18 protein-coding genes are annotated in these 24,218 nt (G+C 71.4%); 5 read left to right on the forward strand and 13 right to left on the reverse strand.

Annotation, left to right across the window (positions count from 1 at the left end; all coding sequences use genetic code 11):
- Positions 1–4 precede the first annotated feature (4 nt).
- Complete coding sequence (locus GA707_RS17215; RefSeq protein ID WP_152179747.1) at positions 5–1,132, reverse strand: 5-(carboxyamino)imidazole ribonucleotide synthase; 1,128 nt, start codon at positions 1,130–1,132, stop codon at positions 5–7.
- 125 nt (positions 1,133–1,257) lie between these two features.
- Here GA707_RS17215 and GA707_RS17220 point away from each other — a divergent pair, with 125 nt between their 5' ends.
- On the forward strand, positions 1,258–1,788 hold the full coding sequence (locus GA707_RS17220) for a GtrA family protein (RefSeq protein WP_226963904.1): 531 nt from the start codon (positions 1,258–1,260) through the stop codon (positions 1,786–1,788).
- On the opposite strand, the gene GA707_RS17225 is transcribed toward GA707_RS17220, so the two are convergent.
- The 4 genes from GA707_RS17225 to GA707_RS17240 all read right to left on the reverse strand — a co-directional run bounded on the left by GA707_RS17225 (position 1,766) and on the right by GA707_RS17240 (position 5,517).
- Complete coding sequence (locus GA707_RS17225) at positions 1,766–2,788, reverse strand: cell wall metabolism sensor histidine kinase WalK (RefSeq protein WP_226963905.1); 1,023 nt, start codon at positions 2,786–2,788, stop codon at positions 1,766–1,768. The two genes, GA707_RS17220 and GA707_RS17225, sit on opposite strands and share 23 nt — an antisense overlap.
- A gap of 7 nt (positions 2,789–2,795) precedes the next feature.
- Positions 2,796–3,479, reverse strand: a complete 684-nt coding sequence (locus GA707_RS17230; RefSeq protein WP_152179675.1) for a response regulator transcription factor — start codon at positions 3,477–3,479, stop codon at positions 2,796–2,798.
- Between the two features lie 114 nt (positions 3,480–3,593).
- Positions 3,594–4,691 carry an adenylate/guanylate cyclase domain-containing protein gene (locus GA707_RS17235; protein ID WP_226963906.1) on the reverse strand — a complete coding sequence of 366 codons (1,098 nt, stop codon included), beginning with the start codon at positions 4,689–4,691 and terminating at the stop codon, positions 3,594–3,596.
- Between the two features lie 19 nt (positions 4,692–4,710).
- A complete protein-coding gene (locus GA707_RS17240; protein WP_152179676.1) occupies positions 4,711–5,517 on the reverse strand; it encodes a biotin--[acetyl-CoA-carboxylase] ligase in 807 nt (268 codons plus the stop codon).
- A 23-nt stretch (positions 5,518–5,540) separates the two neighbouring features.
- On the opposite strand from GA707_RS17240, the gene GA707_RS17245 reads away from it, so the two are divergent.
- Together GA707_RS17245 and GA707_RS17250 are read left to right on the forward strand one after the other, a co-directional pair.
- The gene (locus tag GA707_RS17245; protein WP_152179677.1) at positions 5,541–7,166 is read left to right on the forward strand and encodes an acyl-CoA carboxylase subunit beta; all 1,626 of its coding nucleotides are present in this window, start codon (positions 5,541–5,543) and stop codon (positions 7,164–7,166) included.
- On the forward strand, positions 7,163–7,384 hold the full coding sequence (locus GA707_RS17250) for an acyl-CoA carboxylase epsilon subunit (RefSeq protein ID WP_152179678.1): 222 nt from the start codon (positions 7,163–7,165) through the stop codon (positions 7,382–7,384). Before GA707_RS17245 ends, GA707_RS17250 begins: the two co-directional genes overlap by 4 nt.
- A gap of 125 nt (positions 7,385–7,509) precedes the next feature.
- Here GA707_RS17250 and GA707_RS17255 read toward each other — a convergent pair whose 3' ends face one another.
- Positions 7,510–8,460: a DUF559 domain-containing protein gene (locus GA707_RS17255; RefSeq protein WP_152179679.1), complete on the reverse strand. Its 951-nt coding sequence runs from the start codon at positions 8,458–8,460 to the stop codon at positions 7,510–7,512.
- A gap of 86 nt (positions 8,461–8,546) precedes the next feature.
- Positions 8,547–10,229, reverse strand: coding sequence for a DUF885 domain-containing protein (locus tag GA707_RS17260; RefSeq protein ID WP_226963907.1), 1,683 nt, complete (start codon positions 10,227–10,229; stop codon positions 8,547–8,549).
- Between the two features lie 83 nt (positions 10,230–10,312).
- Here GA707_RS17260 and GA707_RS17265 point away from each other — a divergent pair, with 83 nt between their 5' ends.
- Entirely contained in the window at positions 10,313–10,963 is a 651-nt protein-coding gene (locus GA707_RS17265) for a nucleoside triphosphate pyrophosphatase (RefSeq protein ID WP_226963908.1), read from the forward strand.
- Here the strand turns inward: GA707_RS17265 and GA707_RS17270 are convergent.
- Genes GA707_RS17270 through GA707_RS17280 form a run of 3 tightly spaced genes read right to left on the reverse strand, consistent with a single transcriptional unit; the run spans position 10,947 to position 17,328 of the window.
- Positions 10,947–11,972: a dihydroorotate dehydrogenase-like protein gene (locus tag GA707_RS17270; protein WP_152179681.1), complete on the reverse strand. Its 1,026-nt coding sequence runs from the start codon at positions 11,970–11,972 to the stop codon at positions 10,947–10,949. The two genes, GA707_RS17265 and GA707_RS17270, sit on opposite strands and share 17 nt — an antisense overlap.
- Positions 11,963–15,601 carry a pyruvate:ferredoxin (flavodoxin) oxidoreductase gene (gene nifJ / locus GA707_RS17275; protein WP_152179682.1) on the reverse strand — a complete coding sequence of 1,213 codons (3,639 nt, stop codon included), beginning with the start codon at positions 15,599–15,601 and terminating at the stop codon, positions 11,963–11,965. The genes GA707_RS17270 and nifJ overlap by 10 nt, the downstream gene beginning before the upstream one ends.
- Positions 15,598–17,328, reverse strand: coding sequence for an NAD(P)-binding protein (locus tag GA707_RS17280; protein ID WP_152179683.1), 1,731 nt, complete (start codon positions 17,326–17,328; stop codon positions 15,598–15,600). Before GA707_RS17280 ends, nifJ begins: the two co-directional genes overlap by 4 nt.
- A gap of 140 nt (positions 17,329–17,468) precedes the next feature.
- Here GA707_RS17280 and GA707_RS17285 point away from each other — a divergent pair, with 140 nt between their 5' ends.
- Positions 17,469–19,358: a Na+/H+ antiporter gene (locus GA707_RS17285; protein WP_152179684.1), complete on the forward strand. Its 1,890-nt coding sequence runs from the start codon at positions 17,469–17,471 to the stop codon at positions 19,356–19,358.
- A 133-nt stretch (positions 19,359–19,491) separates the two neighbouring features.
- Here GA707_RS17285 and GA707_RS17290 read toward each other — a convergent pair whose 3' ends face one another.
- The 3 genes from GA707_RS17290 to GA707_RS17300 form a co-directional block, all read right to left on the reverse strand.
- Positions 19,492–22,407, reverse strand: a complete 2,916-nt coding sequence (locus GA707_RS17290; protein ID WP_152179685.1) for a tetratricopeptide repeat protein — start codon at positions 22,405–22,407, stop codon at positions 19,492–19,494.
- A gap of 74 nt (positions 22,408–22,481) precedes the next feature.
- Positions 22,482–23,378, reverse strand: coding sequence for a hypothetical protein (locus tag GA707_RS17295; RefSeq protein ID WP_152179686.1), 897 nt, complete (start codon positions 23,376–23,378; stop codon positions 22,482–22,484).
- 98 nt (positions 23,379–23,476) lie between these two features.
- Positions 23,477–24,190 carry a hypothetical protein gene (locus tag GA707_RS17300; protein WP_152179687.1) on the reverse strand — a complete coding sequence of 238 codons (714 nt, stop codon included), beginning with the start codon at positions 24,188–24,190 and terminating at the stop codon, positions 23,477–23,479.
- Between the last annotated feature and the right edge of the window lie 28 nt (positions 24,191–24,218).

The raw sequence follows: 24,218 nt of genomic DNA on the forward strand, positions 1-24,218 counted from the left end.
TGCGTCATTCCTGAATCACTCCCTGGAGGTAGTCAGCGGCGTGGCGGGCGCGCTCGCGCAGGTCGGCAAGGTCGGTGCCGCCGACGTTGACATGCCCGAGCTTGCGGCCGGGGCGAACGGCCTTGCCGTAGAGGTGGACCTTGAGGAACGGGTCGCGGGCCATGAGATGGCGGTACGTCGAGTACAGCTCCTCGATCTCGCCACCGAGCACGTTGGCCATGACGGTCCACCGGTCCCGGGGCGCCGGCGAGCCGAGCGGCAGGTCCAGGACAGCCCTCAGGTGTTGCTCGAACTGGCCCGTCACCGCGCCGTCCATGGTCCAGTGACCGCTGTTGTGGGGGCGCATCGCCAGCTCGTTGACGACGAACCCTGGGCGGCCCGACGGGTCGACGACCTCGAACATCTCGACGGCGAGCACCCCCGTGACGCCGAGCTCCCCGGCGATCCGCAGCCCGGCCTCGGTCGCCCCGGCGGCGAGTCCGCGATCCAGGCCCGGCGCGGGTGCGAGCACCTCTGTGCAGACACCGTCGGTCTGCACGGTCTCGACGACCGGCCACGCGGCCGCCTGCCCGGACGGGCTGCGCGCGACGAGCACGGCGAGCTCGCGCACGAACTCGACCTTCTCCTCGAGGAGGATCGGGGACGATCCGTCGAGCCAGTCGCCGAGCTCGGCGGCGGAGCCGACGACCCGCACGCCCTTGCCGTCGTACCCGCCACGAGGCGTCTTGGCGACGACCGGCCAGCCCACCTCCGCGCCGAACTCCTCGGTGTCGGCCGCCGTGAGCGCGCGCGCCCACCGGGGACACGGGATCTGCATCTCGCTGAGGCGCACCCGCATGGCCAGCTTGTCCTGCGCATACCGCAGCGCCTCCGGCGTCGGGTGCATCGGCACGCCACTCTCGGCCACCGCCTCGAGCACATCGGGCGGCACGTGCTCGTGGTCGAAGGTGACGACGTCGCAGTGCCGGGCGAACTCGAGGACCCGTTCCCGGTCCGTGTGGTGCCCCACCGGTGCGTGCGCGGCGACCAGAGCGGCGCTGTCGGTCGACTCGGTCGAGAGCACGCTCAACGTGATGCCGAGCTCGGCCGCCGGACCCACCGACATCCGGGCCAGCTGGCCGGACCCGATCATCCCGACGACGGGGAAGCCGCCGGGAGTGGACGGTGGTGGCGGGATGGTCTCGGGCACGCGGCGAGGATATCGGGCCGCACGGGCGACCCGGGTGGGAGGCGGCCGCAAGCGTCTACGCTGGTTCGGTGCCACCCGTCCACCGCACGCTCGAGCGCCTGCGCGCCGGCATCGGCCTGGTCTACCGAGAGATGATCAAGTTCGGGGTCGTGGGCGCCCTCGCCTTCATCATCGACATCGGCGGCGCCAACCTCCTGTGGCACACCGTCCTCGAGGACAAGGTCACCACCGCGAAGATCCTCTCCGGGATCGCTGCGACGCTCTTCGCCTGGATGGGCAACCGACTGTGGACCTTCCGCCACCGGCGCAGCCGCGAACCGCTCCAGGAGGTCCTGCTCTTCTTCGCCGTCAACGCCGTCGCCCTCGCCATCGCCGCCGGTGTGCTCGCCCTGTCGCACTACGGCCTGGGCTTCCAGACCCGACTGGCGGACAACGTCGCGACCATCATCGGGATCGGGATCGGGACGATCTTCCGGTTCGTCGCATACCGCCATTTCGTCTTCGCCGGGGTGGTGCCGGCCGAGACCGGCTCGAGCGAGGCGGCGGCCGAGCGGCTGGCCAAGGAGTCGGCGCGGCCTACGGGGCCGGCGCCTCGCTGAGGAAGAGCGCGAAGATCGCCGGCTGGGCGGAGACGAGCTCGAGCCGCCCGCCGCTCGCGGCGGCGAGGTCACGGGCCAGAGCCAGACCGAGGCCACTGCCTCTGCTCGAGACCGAGCGCTCGAAGATGTGGGCCGCGATGTCCAGCGGCACGCCGACCCCCTGGTCGCTCATCTCCAGGACGACCGACGGTCCGCTGCGCCGGGCGTGCACGTCGACGGTGCCCCGACCGTGCTGCAGGGAGTTCTCGAGCAGGGTCGAGATGATCTGGGAGACGGCCGAGCGCGTCGCCTGCACGTACAGCCCCCGCTCGCCGTGCACCCGGACACTGCGCCGGGCGCTGGCGAAGGCGGGCTGCCACTCCCGCTGCAGGGCGGCGAGGACGGAGTCCAGGGAGACCTGCGGCTGGTCGTCTCCGTGCGCGCGTGAGCGGGCCATGAGGTCGTCGACGACCTTGGTCAAGCGCTCGACCTGGTCGATGGCGATGCCGGCCTCCTCCCGGGCGGCCTCGATGTCGTCGGTCGCGGCGATCTCGTCGAGGCGCATGAGGAGGGCGGTGAGCGGTGTGCGCAGCTGGTGCGACGCGTCGGCGGCGAAGTCGCGCTGTTGAGCGAGCTGTCGGGTGATGTTGACCGCACTGTGGGAGAGCACGTCGCTGACCCGGTCGATCTCGTCGATCCCGCTCTCGACCCGCCCGATCCGTGACTCCCCCGCGCCCAGTCGCTCCGCCTGGGCGGCGAGCTCGGTCATCGGCCGGGTGACCCTGGCCGCCTCTCGTTTGGCGATCCACTGGCTGACGGCGAGACCGGCGACCACCTGGATGATGGACACCGCGATGACCCAGACGATCCCACGGGGGCCGCGGAGCAGGTCGAGGACGGACTCGAACTGTGCATCGTCGGTGGTGAAGAGCCACAGCCTGGCGATCGCGGGCGGGATGACGAGAAGGGCGATGACGGCCGCGACGGCGACCATCGTGCTCCGGACGAGCGCAGCGCGCACGCCGGCCTCAGGTGCGCGCCGACACCGGGGCGTCGAAGCGGAAGCCGACCCCCCGCACGGTGGTGATGAACGTCGGCGCGGCGGCGTCGTCGCCGAGCTTGCGGCGCAGGACGGAGATGTGCATGTCGAGCGTCTTCGTCGAGCTCATCCAGCGCGTGCCCCAGACCTCCTTCATGATCTGGTCGCGTGGAACCACCCGGCCCTCCTCCCGCACGAGCACCGCGAGCAGGTCGAACTCCTTTGGAGCGAGCTGCAGCTCGGTCTCCCCGAACCACGCGCGTCGCGCCTCGGTGTCGATCCGGACGTGCGGTTCGCTCGGTGCGGACTCCGGCAGCCCACGGCGCAGCAGGGCCCGGGCCCGGGCGAGCAGCTCGGCGAGCCGGAACGGCTTGGTGACGTAGTCGTCCGCCCCGGCGTCCAGCCCGACGACGGTGTCGACCTCGTCGGCGCGAGCGGTCAGCACGAGGATCGGCACGGTCGAGCCGTCGGCACGCAGTCGGCGGCAGACCTCGAGGCCGTCCATCTCCGGCAGCCCGAGGTCGAGGATCAGCAGGTCGGTGCCGGTGCGGGTGGCACTGAGCGCTCTCGGGCCGTCCGCGGCCACGTCGACGGTGTATCCCTCCCGCAGGAGCGCGCGCGCCAGTGGCTCCGAGATGGCCGGGTCGTCCTCGGCGAGCACCACACGCGTCATGCACGACATGGTATGACCTCGCAGCACATTCGCGGGCGCGCCGAGCCGCCTGGTGGACACCGATCACCGCAGGTGGGGGCCGTTTACCGCCTACTCGCGAGTAACAACGCCGGGTCAGCCGGAGGCGCGCCGATCCCCGGAGTGTCGTCGCAGCTCGCGGGGCCGGACGGCGCCGATCCCGCGCAGGATGCGACGGCGGCTGGGGATGACCTCGAAGCCGCTCACCTCGCCCAACATGGCCGCGAGCGGCTCGTCGACGTAGACGCGCCCCTGCGGGGTCACGGCCGTGAGCCGGCTCGCCCGGTTGACCGTCGTGCCGAACACGTCGCCGAGCCGCGACACGACGTTGCCGTAGGCCATCCCCACCCGGACGGCCGGCAGCAACGGCTCGTGCTCCATGGCCTCGACGAGGTCGATGGCGATCGCCGCCGCCGGGGCGGCATCGGTGTGCACGAACAGCACCTCGTCGCCCACCGTCTTGATGACGCGGCCGCCGTGGGCCGTGATCACGTCCGAAGCCAGCGCCTCGAACCGCTGCACGACCGTCGCGAGCTGGCGCTCACTCATCCGGCGCACCAGGCTCGTGAAGGACACGAGGTCGGCGAAGCCCACGATCCGCCGAGGGGCGCTGCTCGTCTCGTCCGGCGTCGCGTCGGCGAGCATGCGGGTGACGGCCGCGGCGAGGTGGCGTCGCCACGCGAAGACGAGCAGCGGCTCGAGCTCCTCCCTGATTCGCACGAGCTCGCGCGCCGCGGCCTCGGCGACGGCCCGGTTGGGGATGGTGCGGGTGTCCTTGACGCTGGCTGTGGGGTCGACCCCGTGGCTGAGGTCGCTCGCGGTGGGGCTCGACCCGGTCAGCTCATGGGGCGTGAACACCTCGGCGATGAGCTGGGTCTGCCAGACGGAGAGCCGGTCGGCGGTGCGGGCCAGCGCCCGGGTCATCGCGAGCGCGGTCTCCTCGGCCACGCCGTCGGCGAGCAGGTGCCGGACTCGACGCAGCGCCTCGAGATCGGCGTCGGTGAACACGACCTCGTCGTCCTCGACGATCGGGAACCCCAGAGCGTGCCAGAACCGGTCGGTCACGGGGCAGTCGAGCCCTGCCTCTTCCGCGATCTGCGGACGGGTCATCCGCGGCGGCCGCCCGAGGATGAGCTCGGCCCAGGTGGCCTCACCGTCCTCGGGGCCGATCGGCCCGCCAGCGTCGGTCGTCACACCCCCACTCTAAAGAGACCTAACGCACGTGTGTGACGTCCCCGGCGGCGAGCGCCGACCGGCGGCCCTGGGAGAGCACGACCAGCCGACCCTCCTCGTCGACCTCGACGGCCTCGGCCTCCTCGACCGAGCCCGTGCCGCGGTCGATCCGCACCCGGCGCCCGAGGGTCGAGCAGGAGCCGCGGTATGCGGTGCGCACCCGGCCCGGGTCGCTCTCCCAGGCGGAGAGCAGATCCGCGAGGTGGGTCAGGATCGCGAGCAGCACGGTGTCCCTCGTGACTCCGTCGGGGTGAGGGGGAGCGGTCGAGGCAGGGTCCGACCCGGCCATGAGCCGCAGGGACGTCGCCGTCGGGACGGGGAGCTCGTCCTGCGTGTGGTCGACGTTGAGCCCGATCCCGACCACGATCCCCCGCCCGGTGAGCTCGCAGAGGATCCCGGCGAGCTTGCGGCCCTCGTGGACCCCGCCGACCGGACCGAGGACGTCGTTCGGCCATTTCAGGGCGGGGCGCACCGCATACACCTCCTCGATCGCGTCCGCGACGGCGAGTCCGGCGATCAACGGGACCCAGCCGGGTGCGGCCGGGGTGGGGACCAGGGCCGAGAACGTGAGAGCGGCACCGCGGACCGAAGTCCACGTGCGGCCGAGGCGGCCGCGGCCGGCGCTCTGGTGCTCGGTCACGAGGACGGCCCACGGGGCGGCCTCCCCGGCCTTCGCCGCTTCGGCGAGATCGGCGTTGGTGGAGGGGGTCTCGTCGACGACGGTCAGGCTCCGCCACGGGGGCGGAAGGGGGGTGGCCGATGTCCGGACCTGTAGCGGCGCGCGCACGGGGTCAAGGCTAGGCTGCGGGTATGTCGACCGCAGCGCAGAGCCCCACCCCTCCCCCCGGCGAGGAGATCGACCTCTCGACGACAGCCGGCAAGCTCAAGGACCTCAAGCGTCGCGTCTGGGAGGTCGCCCACGCCGGCTCCGAGCGCGCGGTCGAGAAGCAGCACGCCCGAGGCAAGAAGACCGCCCGCGAGCGCATCGCCATGCTGCTCGACGAGGGCACGTTCATCGAGATGGACAAGTACGCCCGACACCGCTCGAACTCGTTCGGGCAGGAGAAGAACCGGCCCTACGGCGACGGTGTGGTCACCGGATATGGCCAGGTCGACGGCCGCACGGTGGCCGTGTTCGCGCAGGACTTCACCGTCTTCGGCGGCTCGCTCGGTGAGGTCTTCGGCGAGAAGATCGTCAAGGTCATGGACTTCGCGATGAAGATCGGCTGTCCCGTCGTCGGGCTGAACGACTCCGGTGGCGCGCGGATCCAGGAGGGCGTGGTCTCGCTCGGCCTCTACGGCGAGATCTTCATCCGCAACGTGCACGCGTCCGGCGTGATCCCGCAGATCTCGCTGATCATGGGCCCGTGCGCTGGCGGCGCGGTCTACTCCCCCGCCATCACGGACTTCACGGTCATGGTCGACCAGACCTCGCACATGTTCATCACCGGCCCCGACGTCATCAAGACCGTCACCGGTGAGGACGTCGGCTTCGAGGAGCTCGGCGGCGCCAAGACGCACAACACCAAGTCCGGTGTCGCGCACTACATGGGGACCGACGAGGAGGATGCCATCGAGTACGTCAAGTCGCTGCTGTCCTACCTCCCGAGCAACAACATGGAGGACCCGCCGGCGTATGAGGGGCTCGGTGAGGACCTCAGCCCGACCGAGGACGACCTGTGGCTCGACACCTGCATCCCGGACAGCCCCAACGTGCCGTACGACATGCACACGATCATCGAGCACGTCGTCGACGACGGTGACTTCCTCGAGGTGCAGCCGCTGTTCGCGCCGAACATCCTCTGCGGCTTCGCCCGGGTCGACGGGATGTCGGTCGGCGTCGTGGCCAACCAGCCGATGCAGTTCGCCGGCTGCCTCGACATCGACGCCTCCGAGAAGGCGGCCCGCTTCGTGCGAACCTGCGACGCCTTCAACGTGCCGGTGCTGACGTTCGTCGACGTGCCCGGCTTCCTGCCCGGCACCGACCAGGAGTGGGACGGCATCATCCGGCGCGGTGCGAAGCTCATCTACGCCTACGCCGAGGCGACGGTCCCCAAGGTCACGGTCATCACGCGCAAGGCCTACGGAGGCGCGTACGACGTCATGGGGTCCAAGCACCTCGGCGCCGACATCAACCTGTCCTGGCCGACCGGGCAGATCGCCGTGATGGGCGCTCAGGGTGCCGTCAACATCCTCTACCGCAAGCAGCTCGCGGCGATCGCGGCCGAGGGTGGCGACGTCGACGCGGCCCGCCAGGAGTTCATCCAGCACTACGAGGAGCAGCTGGCCAACCCCTACGTGGCCGCCGAGCGCGGGTACATCGACACCGTCATCTCGCCGTCCAACACGCGGATGAACGTCGTCCGGGCGCTGCGGGCACTGCGCAACAAGCGCGAGACGCTGCCGCCCAAGAAGCACGGGAACATCCCGCTGTGAGCGCCGAGCAGCGCCCGCCGTTGCGGGTCATCCGCGGCGACGCGACCCCCGAAGAGATCGCCGCCATCGTCGCCGTCCTCGCGGCGGCCGGGGGCGGAAACGAGGGTGGCGGTGACGGCGGCCGGCGGCCGTCGCGCTGGGCCTCCCCAGCGGGTCGGCTGCGCCCCCCGGTCGCGCACGGCCTCGGCGCCTGGCGAGGCTCCGCTCTCCCACACTGACGCAGTCCATCGAGTCGGCCCGCGCGCGACAAACGTCGCAATATCCAGGTTCGTCCCCCCCACGCCTTGTGGATAACCGGCAGGTCACGTGAAACCACAGGCGGGGGTATGCGGTGGTCGGCTGCTCAGCTCAGCGTCACTGATCCGAAGAAGCGGCGGTAGTCCTCCGACATGCCCACATCCAGGCCGTACCCACGACGGGTCAGGGCTTCGCACACCGCGGCGAGCGTGAGTTCGGGCTGCTCGTACAGGCCCTCTGCCCGGACCACGACGAACAGCCAGCCCTGCTGGGCCAGCCACTCACGGCGGACTCGGTCCCGCTCACGCTGAGCGGGACCGTCGTGCCAGCGGCCGTCGTATTCGACCGCGATCTTGTGTGCCACATAGGCAAGATCCAGCCGAAAGAGAACCGAACCGTCGGGCGCTGTGATCTCATGGTTGACCGCAGGCTCAGGTAAGCCTGCGAGCACCAGAAGCAGCCTGAGGTGAGTCTCCGGAACCGAGTCGACGCGGTCGCGCACCAAAGCCGCAGCCTGACGGCCGGCCCGCCCACCATGATGCGTCCACGACTGCGCATACGCCATCAGCTCGGCCGCGGTGGTGACCCCACGCTTGACGAGCTGGTCTCCGAATGCGGTGAGTGCGACGAGGTCGAGATGTACGGCGAGGTGCATGAACGTCATGCCAGGGCTGGTGACCGGCAAGCCGTGCCGACGGGCGCGCTCGATCGGATAGGTGAAGCGATGCAGCTTGAGGTCCTGACGACTCGTCTGCACGCTCCTCGGATAGGCGAGGTGGACGAACGATGAGCGGGGCGCGGTGGCCGACCACAGGCACGCGGCGGTGAAGTGGCTCAGGACGCCTCCTGCAGGTGCGACCAGCAAGGCGGCTCGGGCGAGCACGACGAGCGAGTTGGGAACGCGTCGCTCGATGAAGACGCCGCGCAGCACGCTGCGGAACCGCGAGCTGTAGACCTGCCGTCTGGTCAGGCCAAAACCGTCGGCCATCTCCATCGTGAACGGCCGCTCGGTCCCCGGGATGGTGACCTCTGCCGTGTTGCCGGAGTTCTTGGACACCCCGGCATCGTGGCCGATCTCCGAGAACGCCTCGAAGACTTATCCACAGTCGCCCTCCCAACGGCGGGACGAACCTCCCGCCGACACTAGGGCGCCAGGGCAGCGCGCAGGACGTCGAGACCGACCGAGCCGATGTCGAGCGCGCGACGGTGGAACGCCTTGAGGTCGAAGGCATCTCCCTCACGCGCGCTCAGCTCCCCGCGGATCTGCAGCCACAACCGCTCACCGATCTTGTAGCTGGGCGCCTGCCCCGGCCACCCGAGGTACCGGTCGAGCTCGAAGCGGAGGAAGCCCTCCTCCATGTTCGCGTGCGCGTTGAGGAAGGCCCATGCCTTGTCATAGGTCCACTGCCCGCCACCGACCTCGGCCGGGGCCTCGAAGCCGCAGTGCACCCCGATGTCCAGCACCACCCGCGCGGCACGCAGCGACTGCCCGTCGAGCATCCCAAGGTAGTTTCCCGGATCGTCGAGATAACCGAGCTCGTGCATGAGCCGCTCGGAGTACAGCGCCCAGCCCTCGCCGTGGCCGGAGGTCCAGCACATCAGCCGGCGCCACGGGTTGAGCAGCTCCTTGCGATAGACCGTCTGGGCGATCTGCAGGTGATGCCCCGGGACGCCCTCGTGGTAGACGGTGGTCAGCTCGCGCCAGGTGCCGAACTCGGTGACACCTCTCGGCACGGACCACCACATCCGCCCCGGCCGCTCGAAGTCCTCGCTCGGCCCGGTGTAGTAAATGCCGCCGGTGTGCGTCGGCGCGATCATGCACTCGATCCGACGGACCGGTTCGGGGATGTCGAAGTGGACGTCGGCGAACTCGGCGATGGCCTCGTCGGCCTTCTCCTGCATCCACTCCCGCAACGCGTCGGTGCCGGTCAACCGGTACGCCGGGTCGGCGTCGAGAGCGGCGATCGCCTCCTTGACGTCGACGCCGGGGCGGATCCGCTGCACGGTCGCCTCCATCTCGGCGACGATGCGGGCCAGCTCCTCCTGGCCCCACGCATACGTCTCCTCGAGATCGATGCTCGCTCCGAGGAAGTCACGCGAGTGCAGCGCATAGCGCTCCCGCCCGACCGCGTCGGCCTCGGGTGCGCGCGGGAGGAGACTCTGGCGGAGCATCCGGCTCAGGTCCTGGTATGCGCGGGCCGCCTCCGCGGCCCCCTCGCCCAGGGCGGCGCGAGCCGTCTCGGAGAGCTCGCCGTCGCGGGTCCGCGCCCGGCCGAGCAGAGCGCGGAGATACCCGTCCTCACTCACGACGTCGTCGCACTGCCGAATACATGCCTCGACCTGACGGCGAGCGGCGACGTGACCACGAGAGGCGGCGAGCTCCAGGGTCTCCTGCCAGCCCGTGAACGCCTCCGGCACGGCGGCCATCCGCCGTCCGATGGTCGCCCAGTGCTCGTCGGTCGCCGTCGGCATGAGGTCGAAGATGTCGCGAACCGCCTGCAGTGCAGAGGCGATGTTGTTGAGCGTCCGCTCCTCCTCGCCACTGACGTAGAGCTCCTCGTGCAGCCCGAGGCGCTCCCGCATCGCCGCGACGGTCACCTCGTCGATCTCGTCGACCGGACGTGCGTCGGCGAGCCGGGCGAGGGCGCGGCGGCGGAGCTCGGACTGCGCCGCGAACCCCGCCGGGGACAGGTCGTCGAGCTCGTCGTCGCGGCCGGGCACGCCGAGATAGGTGGCCTCCATCGGGCTCAGTGCCACGCGCTCGGTGAAGTAGTCGGTGGCGATGGCGTCGACGTCGGTCGTCGGGCGGGAGGGGGTCTGCGTCACGGCGCCCACGCTACGTCAGGAGAGCGACAGCCGCTCGACCTCCGACCGCGCCCGGGGCAGGACGCGCCACTACTGTGGGCCTCGTGTCCGCCCCCATCCACCTCGTCCTCGCCTCCGCATCCCCCGCCCGCCGCAGGCTGCTGCTCCAGGCGGGGATCGAGCCGACCGTCTATGTCAGCGAAGTCGACGAGGAGGCCGTCGAGGCGCAGGCGCGCGAGACCTACGGCGAGCTCGGGCCCGCAGACGTCGCCCTTCTCCTCGCCCGCGCCAAGGCCGAGGCGGTCGCGGCCGAGCTGCGCGACGGTGACCACGTCGTCCTCGGCTGCGACTCGGTGCTCGAGCTCGACGGGTCAATCCACGGCAAGCCGGCCGACCCCGCCGAGGCGGTGCAGCGGTGGCAGGCCATGCGCGGCCGCTCGGGCGTCCTGCACACCGGCCACTGGCTCGTCGACGACCGCGCCGCGGGCAGCGGCGGCACGGGCGGCACGATCGGGGCCGCGGTCGACACGGCGGTCCACTTCGCCGACCTCGACGACCGGGAGATCGAGGACTACGTCGCCACCGGCGAGCCGCTGCGGGTCGCCGGAGCCTTCACCATCGACGGGCTCGGCGCCCCCTACGTCACGGGCATCGAGGGCGACCATACGAACGTCGTCGGCCTGTCCCTGCCCACTCTGCGCGAGCTGCTCCTCGACATCGGCATCCACTGGAGCGAGGTCATGACTCCACGGTGAGGTCTCCGTACACCGCCCGCGCCTGGGCCAGCGCCGCGACGTAGCCCGCCCGCTCCACCCGGTCGCCGTCGGCGTCGACGCCCACCGCCAGGGCCCCACGGACCGCATCGAGCGACGCGAACCCCTTGCGCTCCGCCCAGGCCTGCAGACCCGCGGTCAGGTCCACCGCATACCCCGGTCCGTGCCGCAGCAGCGCGGAGGCGCTCATGACCACATCCGCTCCCGCGAGGAGGTCTGCGGCGACGTCCTCCGCGGTCTCGACACCGGTCGTTGCGGCGAGTGACGCGACGCCGAGCCGCCCGTGCAGCAGCGCTATCCAGGTCCTGGCGAGCCGGCCCTCGTCGCGCGTCGAGAGGGTCGGGTACGGGTGCACCGTGAGCGCCTCTACGTCGACGTCGGGTTGGACGAACCGGTTGAACAGCACCAGACCGGAGGCCCCGGCCTCGACGATGGCGGCCGCCACCGCGGCCGTCGAGCTGAAGTACGGGCTGAGCTTGACGGCGACGGGCACGGAGACCGCGGCGACGACGTCGCCGACGATGTCGAGATGCCTGGCCTCCACCTCGGCGCCGGTGAGCGAGGTGCGGCCGGGCACCGCATACACGTTGAGCTCGATGGCGGCCGCCCCCGCGGTCTCCATCGACCGCGCGATGCCGGTCCACCCGCCCGGGGTCGAGCCGTTGAGGCTCGCGATGACGGGGATCTCGAGTGCCGCGGCCGCCCGCTCGACGTGGCGCAGGTAGGGTGCGGTCCCGCCGAGGTCGACGTCCGGCCCGCCGGGCAGATAGCTCTGCGCCTCGCCCCACGCGTGCTCGTGGCGCTCGGTGAGCTCGAGGTCCGCGAGCTCCTGCTGGCGCACCTGCTCCTCGAACAGCGAAGGGAGCACCACCGCGCCGACCCCTGCGTCCTCGACCATCCGCAGCCGGTCCAGGCGGGAGGTGACCGGTGAGGCCGAGGCGACCAACGGGCTGCGCAGAGTCAGACCGAGGTATGCGGTGGTCAGGTCCATGACGGGCTCCTCTCTCCGTGGGCCGGTGTGGCAGCCCGCTTCCGCCGCGGGTCGGGGGCGAACTCGGCGGCACCGCGGGTCGCCATCTCCTCGTACACCGCCCACCGCTGGTCGACCGCCTGCTGACCGAGCGCGAGAAGGCGCTCGGCCTCGTCCGGGTTGGCGTTGCGGAGCATGCGATACCGCAGCTCACGGTAGATGTAGTCGGACAGTGGGATGGACGGTCGCGACGAGTCGAGCATGAACGGGTTGTCGCCGGCGTCGCGCACGGTCGGGTCGTAGCGAACGAGAGGCCAGTGACCCGAGCGCACCGCTCGCTGCTGCTGGTTCAGTCCCTCGCTCATCTCGATGCCGTGGGCGATGCAGTGGCTGTACGCGATGATGAGCGACGGCCCCGCATACGCCTCGGCCTCGCGGAAGGCCCGCAGCGTCTGCTGCGGATCCGCGCCCATGGCCACTCGGGCGACGTAGACGCTCCCGTAGGCGATCGCCTGGAGCGCGAGGTCCTTCTTCGCGACGGTCTTGCCTCCGGCGGCGAACTTCGCCACAGCACCCATCGGGGTCGCCTTGGACGACTGGCCGCCGGTGTTGGAGTACACCTCGGTGTCGAGGACGAGGACGTTGACATTGCGACCGCTCGCGAGGACGTGGTCCAGCCCTCCGGAGCCGATGTCGTAGGCCCAGCCGTCTCCGCCGACGATCCAGACGCTGCGACGGACGAGGTGGTCCATGACGCTGCGAAGGTCGGCCACCCGAGGGTCGTCGATGTCGGGTAGTCGGCACTCGAGCTCGGCGATCCGGGCCCGTTGGGCGGCCAGCTCGGACTCACGCACCTGCGGAGCGTCGAGGATGGCGTCGACGAGCTCGGGGCCGATCCGTTCGCGCAACTCGGCGAGCCGGGTGCGGGCGAGGCGCGTGTGCAGATCCGCGGCGAGCTGCAGGCCGAGCCCGAACTCCGCGTTGTCCTCGAAGAGCGAGTTCGACCAGGCCGGGCCGCGCCCGGCGGCGTTCGTCGTCCATGGCGTCGTCGGCAGGTTGCCGCCGTAGATCGAGGAGCAGCCGGTGGCGTTCGCGACCGTCGCGCGGTCGCCGAAGAGCTGGGTGAGCAGCTTCAGGTAGGGCGTCTCGCCGCAGCCCGAGCAGGCACCGGAGAACTCGAACAGCGGCTCGAGGAACTGCGTTCCGCGGACCGTCCCGAAGTCGACCCGGGTCCGGTCGTTCATCGGCAGACTCTCGAAGAAGCCCACCTCGCTCGCGCTCGTCGCGTGCCGGGGGCCGGCCGGAACGAGGTTGATGGCCTTGCGGTCGGTGCCTGGCACGGGACTCACCGGGCACGCCTCCACGCACAGCCCGCACCCGGTGCAGTCCTCGGCGTAGACCTGCAGCGTGTAGCGCGCGTCGGGCAGGCCGGCCGCGTTGAGCGGTGCCGAGGCGAAGCCCTCGGGCGCATCGGTCAGGGCGTCGTCGTCGTAGAACTTGGCTCGGATGACGCTGTGCGGGCAGACGAACGCACAGTTGCCGCACTGGATGCAGCTGCCCGGGTCCCACTCGGCGACGAGGTCGGAGATCCGCCGCTTCTCGTATGCGGTGGTCCCGCTGGGATAGGTGCCGTCCACCGGCAGCGCGCTCACGGGCAGCTCGTCACCGCGCCCGGCCATCATGGCGGCTGTGACGTCGCGGACGAAGGTCGGCGCATCGGCGGGGACCAGGGCGGGGGGCGAGGTCGTCGACGCGGCTCCGGCGGTGACGTCCACCTCGTGCAGGTGGGCCAGGGCGGCATCCACCGCCGCCTCGTTGCGTGCGACGACATCGGGTCCGCGCCGGGCATACGTGGACCGGATGGCCCCCTTGATCCGCTTGATCGCCTCCTCGCGCGGCAGCACACCGGAGATGGCGAAGAAGCACGTCTGCAGGACAGTGTTCGTGCGACCGGGCAGACCCGCTTCGCGCGCCACGAGGTCGGCGTCGACGACGAAGAGCCGCAGCCCCTTGGCGACGATCGCCTCCTGGACCGACCGGGTGAGGCCGGGCCAGACCTCTTCGGTGGGCACGGCGGTGTTGAGCAAGACGACCGCGCCCGGTGCAGCCACAGCGAGGACGTCGAGGGTGTCGAGCAGCCCGGCGTCGTGGACGCCGACGAACCCGGCCGCGGAGACGAGGTACGGCGCGGCGATGGGTTGCGGTCCGAAGCGCAGGTGCGAGACGGTCGTGCCGCCGGACTTCTTCGAGTCGTAGACGAAGTAGGCCTGCGCGTACCGATCCTCGTCCGCGCCGAGGATCTTGATCGTGTTCTTGTTCGCGCCGACGGTCCCGTCCGAACCGATCCCGTAGAAGACGGCGCGGATCGTGTCGTCCTCCTCGATGTCGAGGCCGGCGTCGTAGGGGATCGACGTGCGCGAGACGTCGTCGGTGATGCCGACGGTGAACCGCCGCGGCGGCTCCTCCTGGGCCAGGGCGGCGAAGACGCCCGCGACCATCCCTGGGGTGAACTCCTTCGACGACAGGCCGTAGCGGCCGCCGACGACCCGTGGCATCGTCGCCCGCTCACCGCGGGCCACAGCCTCCGAGAGCGCCGAGACGACGTCGAGGAAGAGCGGCTCGCCCTCCGAGCCCGGCTCCTTGGTGCGGTCCAGGACGGCGACCGCGCGGGCGCTCGCCGGGATCGCGGCGCACAGCTCGGCCGCCGGGAAGGGCCGGTAGAGCCGCACCCGCAGCACACCGAGCCGCTCCCCCGCCGCGGTGAGGTGACGGACCGTCTCGGCCGCCGTCTCCCCGCCCGACCCCATGATGACGATGACGCGGTCCGCGTCGGCGGCCCCCGCATACTCGACGAGGTCGTAGTGGCGACCGGTCCGCTCCCCGAGCTCCCGCATGACGTCCCGGACGATGCTTGGGGTGCGTGCGTAGAACGGGTTGACCGTTTCGCGGCCCTGGAAGTAGACGTCGGGGTTCTGGGCCGTCCCGCGGACGACGGGCCGGTCCGGGCTGAGCGAGCGCATCCGGTGCTCCCGGACGAGCACCTCCGGCACGAGCGCACGCAGGACGTCCTCGCCGAGGAGGTCCACGGTGCTCAGCTCGTGCGAGGTCCGGAAGCCGTCGAAGAAGTGGATGAACGGAACCCGGCTGCGCAGCGTGGCGGCGTGGGCGACGAGCGCCAGGTCATGGGCCTCCTGGACCGAGCCGGACGAGAGCAGCGCGAACCCGGTCTGGCGGACCGCCATGACGTCCTGGTGGTCGCCGAAGATGGACAGGCCCTGGGCGGCAAGGGACCTCGCGGCGACGTGAAGCACCGTCGAGGTGAGCTCCCCGGCGATCTTGTACATGTTCGGGATCATCAGGAGCAGGCCCTGGGACGCGGTGAAGGTCGTCGAGAGCGCGCCGCCCTGCAATGCCCCGTGCAGCGCGCCGGCGGCGCCGCCCTCGCTTTGCATCTCCACGACCGTCGGCACCGAGCCCCAGAGGTTGGGCTCCTCGTGGCTGGACCACTCGTCGGCGAGCTCGGCCATCGTCGAGCTCGGTGTGATCGGGTAGATGCTGCACAGCTCGCTCAGCTTGTATGCGACGCGCACCGCCGCCTCGTTGCCGTCGATCGTGGCCCGGTCGGCGCGAGCGGCCTCGGTGCCCGTCATCGGCGCACCTCGCTCGGAGGCGAGACGGGCGCGGGGGTCTTCGGGTCGGTGACGCGGGACGGGTCGGGTGGTGGCAGGAAGACGTTGTGCGGCAGCGGGTCGTCCTCGCCGATCATCTCGATGGCGTGGACAGGGCACTGGCGGAAGCACGTACTGCAGCCGGTGCAGGCGTCGTAGTCGAAGCGGTAGCGGTGGCCGACCCCGAGCTTGACGATGGCGTCCTCGGGACAGGAGCCGAGACATCCGTCGCACTCGAAGCAGTTGCCGCACGAGAGACACCGCCCGGCCTCGAAGCGGGCCTCGGTGGGCTCGAGTCCGGCGACGACCTCGTCGAAGGCCGCGACCCGGGTGCCCGGATCGAGCTCGCCCTGTTCCCGGCGGGTGTGGTCGCCGAAGTACCACAGGTGCAGGACGTCGAGGTCGGCGCGCGGGTGCTTGGGGGGCGGCGCATACGCCCCACCGCGCAGCCACGCGTCGATGTTGCGGGCCGCCTTCTTGCCGTGGCCGACCCCCATTGTGACGGTGCGCTCACTCGGCACGGCGTCGCCGCCGGCGAAGACGCCGGGCGCACCGGTCATGAGCGTCACGGGGTCGACCTGGACGACGTCGCCGTCGAAGGCGATGCCCGGGAGCGTGGCGAGGAAGCGCGTGTCGCTCTCCTGGCCGAGCGCGAGGATGACGGTGTCGGCGGCGAGGGTCTCGTACTCGCCCGTCCCATGCGGGCGGCCGTTCTCGTCGAGCGCCTGGATCTCGACGGTGAGCTCGCGCTCGCCCATCGAGGCGATGGTCCGCAGCCAGTTCATCCGGATGCCCTCGTCCTCGGCGTCGCGGGCTTCCTCCTCGTGAGCGGGCATCTGCTCGCGGGTGCGGCGGTAGACGATGATCGTGTCGTCGGCGCCGAGCCGGCGCGCGACGCGGGCCGCGTCCATGGCCGTGTTGCCGCCGCCGTAGACCGCGACCCGGCCCTGCAGCTGCGGCTGGTCCCCGGACTCGACACCGCGCAGGAAGGAGACGGCGTCGAGGACCCTGCCTGCATCCTGGTTGGGGATGTCGACGCGCTTGGACAGGTGGGCGCCGACGGCCACGAACGCGGCGTCGAAGCCATCCCCCCTCATCTCGGCCTGCAGGTCGGTGACGACGTGGTCCTGCTCGAAGTGCACACCGAGCCGGTGCAGGCGGCGGATCTCGGCATCGAGAACGCGTCGCGGCAGACGATAGCTCGGAATCCCGTAGCGCATCATGCCGCCCGCGAGCGGGCTGTTGTCGCGGATGACGACCTCGTGGCCGAGCATCGTGAGGTGATAGGCCGCGGAGAGCCCGCTCGGGCCGCTGCCGACGACGAGGACGCGCTTGCCCGAGCGCTCCGACGGACCGGTGAAGATCCAGTCGCGGTCGATGGCGAGGTCGCCGAGGAAGCGCTCGACCGCGTGGATCGAGACCGCCCCGTCGAGCTCGGCGCGGTTGCACGCCGTCTCACAGGGGTGGTAGCAGACGCGTCCGTGGACCGCCGGAAAGGGGTTGTCCCTGGTCAGTTCGCGCCAGGCCTCCTCGTGCCGGCCGGCCTTGGTGTGGGCGAGCCAGGCCTGGATGTTCTCCCCCGCCGGACACCCCGCGTTGCACGGCGGGAGCAGGTCGACATAGACCGGCCGCTGGGTCCGGACCGGGCCGGCTCGGCGCCGCCCTGTCCCCAGGGCCGACAGGGGGGCGATGTCCCGCCGCTCGTCCACGCTCGATCATCCTCGTTCCGCGCCGGGAGCCGCGCGAGAGCCGCACAGCCCTACAACTACGAACTGTAGTACATCGGCGTCCATGTCCGACCCCGCACCCGTTGTCCCGATGGCGGCGCCCGACAGGGGAGAATCGCCCCGTGGAGCTCGCCGTCCTTCTCGTCTCGATCATCGCCACGGTGATCGCCGTGACGAAGGCGTGCGAGCACGTCCCCGTCCCGCCTCCGCTCGCGCTGCTCGGCGTGGGGGTGTTGGGGTCCTTCCTGCCGTTCGTCCCCGAGGTCACGCTGACGCCCGAACTCGTCCTGTTCGGGATCCTGCCGCCGCTGCTCTACAGCACCGCGATCACGACATCGCTCTACGACGTCGCCGCGCATCGCGTGACGATCGTCAGCCTCTCCGTCGGCCTGGTCCTGTTCACCGCCCTGGGCGTCGCTCTCGTCGTGTATGCGATTCTCCCGGTCCCCTTCTCCCTCGCCTTCGCGGTGGGGGCCATCGTGGCCCCTCCCGACGCGGTGGCGGCGACCGCCGTCGCACGCAGGATCGGCCTGCCGAGACGGATCACGACGATCCTCGAGGGTGAGTCCCTCGCCAACGACGCGATCGCGCTCGTGTCGCTGCGGACGGCCATCGCGGTCTGGGTGGCCACGTCCACCCTCGGAGAGGAAGAGACCCTCCAGTGGTGGACCCCGGTCGGGGACTTCGCCTGGGCCGTCGTCGCCGGCATCGGGATCGGCCTGCTCACCTCGGTCGTCATCGGGGCGGTGCGGCGACACATCCACAACCCGGCGATGGACACCGCGCTGTCCTTCGTCGTGCCGTTCGCGGCCTACGTTCCCGCCGAGCAGGTAGGCGGTTCCGGGGTGCTCGCGGTCATCGCCTGCGGACTCGTCCTCGCTCACCGGGCCCCGGTCCTGCAGTCGGCGGCGTCGCGGATGTCGGAGCGGACCAACTGGGCGGCCATCACGTACATCCTCCAGAACGCCGTGTTCCTCCTCATCGGGCTCCAGATGGCCACCATCCTGCGGGCCGTCGAGGCCGGCGGGCTGACGGTGACCCGAACGGTCGTCCTCGGACTGGTCGTGCTGGCCACCGTCCTCGTGCTTCGTCCGATCTACATCTTCCCCATGGGCCGCATCTCCCGGCGTTTCGACGGGGACGCCGAGCGCTACTCCGACTGGCGGGAGCTGCTCGTCTCGTCGTGGTTCGGGATGCGCGGGGTCGTGACCGTCGCGGCGGCCCTGACCCTGCCTGCCGAGGTGCCGTTCCGCAACGCCCTCGTCATGGTGGCGCTCATCGTCACCGTGGGGACCCTCGTGCTCCAGGGACTCACCCTGCCCACTCTGGCCCAGCGGGTGGGGGTGTGCGCGCCCGACGCCCGCGAGGACGCGCTCCAGGAGGCGGCGGTGCTCCAGGCCGCCTCGGCGGCAGGGATGCGGGCCATCGAGGACGAGGCGGAGGGCGACTGGTCCGACGTCGTCGACCTGCTCCGCCGCCAGTCGACCGGTCGGGCGAACCGGGTGTGGGAGCAGCTCGGCGCCGGTGGCCCCGAGGCGGACGAGACGCCGACCCAGGCGTACGTCCGGCTGCGGCTGCGCATGCTGACCGCCGAGCGGGACGAGGTGCTCCGGATCCGCGACACGGCCCAGGTGGACAGCGTCGTCCTGGACACGGTGATGCGTCAGCTCGACGCCGAGGAGGCCGCCCTGCTGTACGCGAGCGATCGGCAGGTTGCCGTGCGCGACGAGCTCGCGACCCCCTCCCGGCTCGCCGGCGAGTGCGAGCACCTGCTCGACGAGCCGCAGCATGCCGCGCCGCTCACCCCGGAGGGCTGCAGCGCCTGCCTGCGCGAAGGCTCGACCTGGGTCCACCTGAGGCTGTGCACCCGGTGCGGCGAGGTCGGCTGCTGTGACTCGTCCGCGGGCCGGCACGCGACCCGGCACTTCGAGGAGACCGGACACCCGGTCATGCGGAGCATGGAGGCCGGCGAGACATGGCGCTGGTGCTACGTCGACGAGCTTCTCGGCTGAGCCGGCCCGCACTGCAGCGCACGGGTGTCTCGTCGCGTGTTTGGTGCGCTGCCCTGTGTTCGGTGCGCTGTAGCGCGCCGAAACCACTGCACCGGCCCGGTTCCGGAGGAACGGCCCGCCCGAGTCAGCTCCGTCACCAGGCCGGCTGGGCCCGGCGCAGCTCCCGCGTGGCGAAGGCGAGTGCACCTTCGACGGTGTCCGGCGGCGCATCGCCCGACTCACAGGGTCGGTGGCCGGAGGCGGCCGACGCGGCGAGGGACGCGCGTTCGGCCTCGATGCGGTGCGCCTCCAACGGGGTCAGCGGATAGTCGTGCTCCTCGCGCACCGCAGCGACGAGATCCAGCAGGCTCCGCGCGTCGCACGGTCGTCCTGATGCACCGAGCACCGCGGCCGCACCCTCGATCGCGGCCAGCTGCAGATCCAGGCCGAGCGACCGGCTGAGTTCCACCGCCTGGAGGGCATCCCCGGCGGCTCCTCCCAGGTCCCCCCGATGGGCCCGGCACCACGCGAGCTGGGTGAGAGCGGTCGCAATGCCGGGGTGGAAGGTCAGCTCCCGGAAGATGGCCAGGGACCGTTCGAGGAGCACGATCGCCTCGAACACCCGGCCCTGGCCGATCCGGACGGCGGCGAGGGTCTCGGCGGCCTCCCCGATGCCCTCGGGAGTGCGCAGTCTTTCGAAGATGCCCAGACCCCTCGTCAGGAACTCCTCGGCCTCGACGAACCGCTCCTGGGCCGCGGCGGTGAAGCCGAGGTTGTTCAGCGTGGAGGCCTCTCCCCACGAGTTGCCGGCGCGCCGCATCAGCTCCAGTGCCCGCTGGAGCTCGGCGGTCGCCTCATCGTGCTGGTTCCTGACCGCGAGGACCGCGCCGACCCGAAGGCGGAGCTCGCCCTCTCCCACCTCGTCCCCGGCCCGCTGGAATGCGGCGGCGGCCTCGTCGACGCGCGCTCGGTCGAGCACCCAGTGGCGCCGGACCTCGAGCGCCACCTGCTCGGAGAGGACGGCGGCGAGCAACGTGTCGTCGCCGTGTCCGCGGGCTACTCGCTCCACCGTGTCGAAGTCAGCCCCAGCGGGGGCGAACGCGCCCTGCTGCAGCCCGAGCCGCGCACGCACGAGCATCAGCCAGGCCCGCAGGAGCGGGTCGGTGGGGCCGGCTGACAGGACCCGCCGCACGAGGTGCCGGCCGGTCGTGATCTGTCCCCGCAGCCACCAGTACCCATGGACGCCGACGGCGATCCGTCCCGCCCGGTCGGGGTCACCCTGCTCGATGCACCATCCGATGGCGGCGGCGATATCCGCCGCCTCGTCCTCGACGTGGTCGAGGCACTCCTGTTGACGCGGACCGAACAGACACCCCGCAACCTCCTCCGCGAGTCGTTCGTAGTGCCGGGCGTGCGCGTCCCGGCAGCGCGACAGATCCTCGGCCACCTCGCGGACGTACTCCTTGACCGACTCGAGCATGCCGAACCTGGACCTGCCGTCGGCCGTCGGCCGTCGACGGACAAGGCTCTTGTTGACCAGCGAGGTCAGTGTGTCGAGCACCGACTCGGCGTCCTCGTCGGCGCAGACCTCCTCGGCCGTCGAGAGCAGCACCGGGGCGGCGAAGACGCTGAGCCGCTCGAGCAGGCGCTTCTCCGGAAGGGTGAGCAGCTCATGGCTCCAGGCGATCGCGCCTCGCAGGGTGCGCTGCCTCTCCGGAAGGTCGCTCGGTCCCCCGGTGAGCACGCCCAACCGACCCTCCAGTCGTCCGGCCAGCTCCTGCGGGGACAGCACGGCGGTGCGGGCGGCGGCGAGCTCGATGGCCAGGGGCAGGCCCTCAAGCCGACGTGCGATCTCGACCAGGGCGGGGACGTCGTCATCGGACACGGCGAAGTCGGGACGCACGGCTCGGGCCCGCTCGCAGAACAACCGCACCGACTCGATGTCGCACAGCCGGTCGGCGTCCATGGGCCGGGCCGTATCGGGCAGCGGGAGTGGTGCGACGGGATAGGCCTGCTCCCCGCGCACGCCCAGCACCTCTCGGCTCGTCACCAGGACCGAGACCCCGGGCGCGGTGTCGAGCAGCTCGGTCACGGTCTCCGCGGCCGCGACGACGTGCTCGAAGTTGTCGAGCACCACCAGATGCCGCTGACCGCGGGTGTACTCGGCGATCGCCACGGTCGGTCGGCGGTCCCTGACGTCCGCGAGCCCCATCGCCTCCGCGATCGCGGCGCCCACGAGACACGGGTCGTCGATCTCCGCGAGACGGACCAGCCACACCCCGTCCGGGAACTCCGGCATGGCGAGTCGGGCCAGCCGCTGCGCGAGGCGGGTCTTGCCGGTTCCGGCCGGGCCCGTGAGCGTGACCAACCGACTCCTGCGGAGCATCGACTGCAGCTCGTCGAGCTCACACTGGCGTCCGACGAAGCTGGTGCGTTCGCGCGGGAGGTTGGTCGGCACGACGTCGGTCGAAGCCAGCGGAGGGAAGTCGAGCACGAGTCCCGGCCCCGTCAGCTGGAACAGGTGCTCGGGGTCCGAGAGGTCCTTGAGCCGATGCCGGCCCAGGTCCACTGTGGCGAGGTCCGCCGGGAACGGCGTCGCCAGTGCCCGGGTCGCGTCCGAGAGGAGGATCTGCCCACCGTGCGCCACGGCGGAGATGCGCGCGGCACGGTGCACGTCGTGGCCGACGTACGATCCGGGGCCTCGGTCCGGCGTTCCGGTGTGCAGCCCCATGCGGACCCGGATCGATACGCCCTCCGGCCACGGATGGCCGGCCAAGCCCCGTTGGGCCTCGGCCGCGGCGCTGAGCGCGTCGCGGGCCCGCGTGAAGACGGCGAAGAGGGCGTCCCCCTCGGTGCCGAACTCGTATCCGTCATGCCGATGGATCGCATCCCGGAGGATGGCGAAGTGCTCGGCGAGCACGTCCGCGAAGGCCGAGCCGAGCCGCTCGACGAGCCGGGTGGACCCCTGCAGGTCGGTGAAGAGCAGCGTGACCGTGCCACTCGGCAGCCGGGTGTCGTGGCTGCTGAGCGCCTCGCCGACTGCGCTGGCCGCCGCGCCCACGACCCTCATGATCCCTCGCCCATCGGTCCGCGTCCAGCACGGTGGCCGGCAGAGGGGCCGTCAGGTGGAGCCGACGTCGGAGGTCAGAGACGCTCGCGGCAGACGTCGATCGCCAGGTCCAGGGCCGCGGCCGAGACCTCCGGGGACATGCGCACGAGCACCTCCCGCGGCGTCCCGTCGAGCCGGATACCCACGAGGAAGGAGGTCGCTCCGGCCGACTCGCCGAACACATGTCCGTCGCATCGGGCCGGACGGGCGGCCAGCACCACATCGACCGGCTCACCGTCGGCCGACACGGTGACACCGGGCGCCCACGGCTCGCCGACCGCCGTGAACACCGGTGTCCCCGCGACGCTCTCGATGACGTATGCGCCGCTCCCCTCCCCCGAGGGCGTCGCCGTGAGGACGAGGTCGGCCCCCGCGACGGAACCGCCCTCGTCCCGAGCTCGCACGTCGGTGAACCGCAGCTCCGCCACCGCGGCGACGTCGAGCTCGGCGCACCGTCGCTCGACCCAGCGGGTGACCACGCCGACCTCGTCGCGCACCGGCACGTCGACGGTGTGCTCCCCGACCCGGACCGCCAGCCGGCCCGGTCCGGTGACCGGGTCGCTCGCGGGACCACCGCATACCGGATCCACGAGCGGGAGGGGGAACCGCCGCTCGCCACCGGGTGGGACCGCCCGCAGCCGGTCCGCGACCAGCGGCCGGCTCAGCCGCGGGTCGACGAGCTCGATCGACTCGGGGGCCACCTCGGCCGAGCCCTCGTTCGCGAGCACGACAGCGATCCGGTCCCGCGCGGTGTCGCGGCTGTCCTGGGTGAGCTCCGCAGTGAAGGTCGGCGATCCGACCTTCTCAACGGACTCGGCCGACTCCACTGACTCGACAGGGTCGATCTGCCCGCTCGAGCAGGCGGCCAGGGCCGCCAGCAGCGCCGGCAGTGCTGGCAGGAGGAGGCCGAGGACGCGGACCCGGAGGGGCACGCCGTCAGGTTAGACCGGGCGGGTCCGGGTGTCACCGCCGCGGCCCGGGGCGTGCCACCGCGGCCCGGCCGGGAGGGGCGGGCCGCCGTGGGGTCGGGTCACATGTGCAGCAGGCTGGCCGAACGCACGTCCTGGATCGCGCCCTCCTGGGCTGTCTCGTCGAAGAGACCTCCCGGCAGGCCGGTCACTGTGATGTGGGCCTCCGCCGGCCGCATCGAGGCCTTGGTCCGGTCCATCGTCCAGGAGTCGCCGTAGGTGTAGCGGGAGTGCGACTTCACATTCTCCAGCGGCCCCGTTGCGGTCCACGTCGCGGTGGCACTCAACGTGACGGTCACACCGTTGGGCATCTCCTCGCCGGTCTCCTCGTCGTAGACGACCACCATGGCCTCGCAGGTCGGGATCTCCAACGCGGCGGTGGACAGATCACGCGCGATGGTGAAGCTGAACTCCTCGCTCACGCACCACAGCTCTGCCTGGTAGGGCTCGTCTCCGGGCTCGACGCCGGGCATCATCAGGGCCATCGCCACGAAGGCCGGCTGGGGCATGCGTTCAGGCTTGACACCCTGCACGCGGTACACAGCGGTCGCGTCCGCGCCCATGACAGCGAGGACCCGCGGCACTCCCACTTCCGGGTTCAACTCGTCGAAGTCCTCGTCGAACCAGGTGGCGTCGGCCATCATGCCGCTGAAGGTGTAGGACTCGTGGGTGGGGGCGGGCGCCCCCGTGGCACCGACCGGGACGGTGAGGATGGCCATGAGTCCTGCGACGGCCGCCACTCCGGCCCTCCGGAGCATAGTGGTGTGAATCTTCATGACATCCGCCTCCGATCCAACGGTTCGG

The organism is Nostocoides sp. F2B08, assembly GCF_009184895.1.
In the GTDB taxonomy this organism is placed as follows: domain Bacteria; phylum Actinomycetota; class Actinomycetes; order Actinomycetales; family Dermatophilaceae; genus F2B08.

Coding starts and splice junctions, on each gene's coding strand:
- GA707_RS17270 (WP_152179681.1), bottom strand. CDS start 11,972: ATGGACCTGACCACCGCATACCTCGGTCTGACTCTGCGCAGCCCGTTG.
- GA707_RS17215 (WP_152179747.1), bottom strand. CDS start 1,132: ATGATCGGGTCCGGCCAGCTGGCCCGGATGTCGGTGGGTCCGGCGGCC.
- GA707_RS17245 (WP_152179677.1), top strand. CDS start 5,541: ATGTCGACCGCAGCGCAGAGCCCCACCCCTCCCCCCGGCGAGGAGATC.
- GA707_RS17300 (WP_152179687.1), bottom strand. CDS start 24,190: ATGAAGATTCACACCACTATGCTCCGGAGGGCCGGAGTGGCGGCCGTC.
- GA707_RS17230 (WP_152179675.1), bottom strand. CDS start 3,479: ATGACGCGTGTGGTGCTCGCCGAGGACGACCCGGCCATCTCGGAGCCA.
- nifJ (WP_152179682.1), bottom strand. CDS start 15,601: ATGACGGGCACCGAGGCCGCTCGCGCCGACCGGGCCACGATCGACGGC.
- GA707_RS17290 (WP_152179685.1), bottom strand. CDS start 22,407: ATGAGGGTCGTGGGCGCGGCGGCCAGCGCAGTCGGCGAGGCGCTCAGC.